The following is a 2,655-nucleotide window of genomic DNA, read 5'->3' on the forward strand; positions in this document are numbered from 1 at the left end:
CCGATGGCGTCGAGTGCCTCATCCCAGGTGGGCAGCACCTCGCCCGTGCGCGGATCGAGGTAGCCGCAGCCGTCGTGCCAGACGGGCAGGTGCTCGCCGTCGAAGACGATGCGATCGGTCGCGGGCCACCACACCTGGTGATAGGTCGCGGCGGCGATCTGCTTGATCTCGGCCCGCGACAGCGTGCCGCGCATGGCCAGATGCAGGTGCGGAGCCCCGCGCTTCTGTGGCTCCACGGTGGCGAAGTACTGCACCTCCCAGCCCGCCACCCGCCGCAGGTTCTGAATGAAGCGATCCACCAGCCGACCGAAGTGGATGGCATCGCGCACGGCCCGGGTGTAGTCGTAGGCGTCCGGATCGATCGGAGCGCCGTCACGTACCTTGCCGTAGGAGGGCAGGGTGAGGGTGATGAACATCGAGGGCCGGTAGCGTCTGCCGTCCGGGGATTCGTACAGCCTGCCGAGCGTGCCGGGGATCTTCTTGCGCTTGGGCAGGTCCGGGGCGTCTTGCCGCCGTCTGGTCGAGCGCTGACGGCTGGTGGCGGAGCGGCCCAGCACCGAGCCCCGCAGGCCGGCGGCCCGCATCTGCGCCTCAGCTTCGGTGATCGCCTCATCCCACGAGGTGAGGTCTTCGCCGTTGGCTTCGGCCTGGTCCCGGTAGCCCTGAAGCTGAGCACGCAGCTCGATCAGATAGCTCTGTTCCTCGGTGGGAGCGTTGAGGGTGATCTCCGGTTCGGTCTCGGCATGCCAGCCCTCCCGGCACTGGGCCTTGCGCAGCTGGAGATTGCGCTTGGCGCACGGCGGGCACTTGCTCTCCAGCGTGGTCCCGCACGGCACATCCACGCACCTGCTCTGGCCCGTGGCCGGATCCAGCCGGTACATCGGTACCGGGCGGATGCACACCCCCAGGGAGACGGCGAGCTGGTCAACGACTTCCCGCGCGAGCGGCATCGAAAGCCGGATCGCGCGGGGAGTCGAGCGGTCGGGGCCGGTCATGCCGCCGCCCCGATCATGGCCAGGCCGGGCAGGGGGAGCTGCACCGGCAGGGCGGTTCCGGTCAGGGTGCTCATCAGATGGGCGCCGAGGTAGCGGGTGTAGGCCGGCGGGAGGGCCTCGCGCAGCGCCAGATGATTGCCGGTCCAGTCGATCGCCTTGGCCTGCTGCATCTCCGCCACGGTGGCCTTGCCGCCGCCCTGGCCGTAGGCCGCCACATACGGGCCGGGGTAGTAGTGGCCGTGCCGCCAGCCGCGCACCCGTCCCCGATGCCGGGGATGGACCGGGCCGGGCACGACGAGGCCGCCGAACTCGAAGTAGCGGTGCATCAGCACGCCCAGGCCGAACATCTCCCCGCACAGCATCAGGTCCTTGCGCAGGGGTGCGCCGGCCACGTTCTCGATCACGTAGGGCAGGCCCAACCGCTCCAGCACCGCGCGGATCGGCGCAATCAGGTGGGGGTGGGCGTTGCCGAGGGCCTTGTTGGTGCCCTTGGCCGGAGCCCCCTCGCCCCGGCACGGCGGGGAGGCGTGGACGAAGGCGAAGCGGGAGCGGATCTCCTCCAGGTGGTCCAGGACGAAGGTGATCGCATCGGCCCGGTGGAAGTCCTCGCCCACGTAATCGGGCTGCGGGGCGATGTCCACCCCGGTCACCTGAAAGCCCGCCTCCTGATAGCCCCGGGTGGCCCCGCCGGCGCAGCAGCACAGATCGAGCAGCATCGGCCGTCCCATCACGTCCTCCTGCTGCGGGCAGAGCGGGTGCGGCGAGGCTTGACCGGCTCCGGCTCCGGCTCCGGGGTGATGAGCACCAGGGAGGCCTGTCCGCACTCGGTGCAGGTGACCTGCTGGGTAGCCGCGTCGAGGGTGATCTTTCCCTTGGTGCGGCAGGTCGGGCAGCGAAGGTTCGGGGCGGATTCGAGGTCGGGCATCATCTCAGCCCACCTCCGTGCCGTAGTCACGCACCATGGCGGTGATGTCGGCATCGCAGACATAGCCCGCGCGGCCCCGGATCGGGATGGGCGACTTCTCCAGCCGGACATAGCCGATGCCCGCGCCCTCGGATTCGTCGGTGGTGATCAGATCGGCCAGCGCGCCGCGATCCCGGGCGCCGTCGCCGAGCACCATGTCCACCTGTTCGGACTCATCCAGCCGCAGCGCGATCTTGTCGGGGAACAGGTTGCGGATCTTCAGAACCTCCTTGCGCGGGTCCTGCAGCGCGGCGATCAGAGTGAAGCCGACCGAGCGGCCCTGCGTGGACAGGGTCGAGAGCTTGCCGTTGATCGCGTCCCTGATCTTGCGATCGTCCACATACGCCGTCAGGAACGCCACCTCATCAACGATGATGATGTTGTGCGGGTACTCCAGCGAGGCGACGTGCTTGCGGACATGCCCGCCGAAGGCATCAGCGGTGCGCTGCATCTCCTTTTCCGCCTCTTCCAGCAGCTCCAGGCACTCCTGCGGAGTGGCGGCGTAGCGGTGAAAAAGCGTCTTACCAGGGACCTCCCGAGGACTGTGGCCGAACTTCAGCTCCATCCGCTTGGGATCGCACACCCACAACCGACACAGCCCGGCCCGAATCAGCGGAAGCCGATCCCGGATGACGCCCCACTCCCAGGAGCCCTTACCGGCCCCGGTCGCGCCCACGATGAGCAGGTGCGTGCCAT

The 2,655-nt window shown here is 69.0% G+C and carries 3 protein-coding genes and 1 pseudogene; all 4 read right to left on the reverse strand.

The features are described from left to right. Window positions 1-995: replication initiator (locus Pta02_RS40560; RefSeq protein WP_239131604.1), on the reverse strand; the 995-nt coding region annotated here is incomplete at its 3' end. Beyond that, window positions 992-1,723 (reverse strand): DNA cytosine methyltransferase, encoded by a 732-nt coding sequence (locus tag Pta02_RS40565; RefSeq protein ID WP_203880377.1) that lies wholly within the window; start codon window positions 1,721-1,723, stop codon window positions 992-994. The genes Pta02_RS40560 and Pta02_RS40565, both read right to left, overlap by 4 nt. Continuing rightward, window positions 1,723-1,923, reverse strand: a complete 201-nt coding sequence (locus tag Pta02_RS40570; protein WP_203880378.1) for a hypothetical protein — start codon at window positions 1,921-1,923, stop codon at window positions 1,723-1,725. Before Pta02_RS40570 ends, Pta02_RS40565 begins: the two co-directional genes overlap by 1 nt. A gap of 1 nt (window position 1,924) precedes the next feature. Next, window positions 1,925-2,655, reverse strand: a pseudogene (locus tag Pta02_RS40575) (FtsK/SpoIIIE domain-containing protein); the annotation flags it as partial.

The sequence above is a fragment of the Paraplanobispora takensis genome (genome assembly GCF_016863195.1).
In the GTDB taxonomy this organism is placed as follows: Bacteria; Actinomycetota; Actinomycetes; order Streptosporangiales; family Streptosporangiaceae; genus Planobispora; species Planobispora takensis.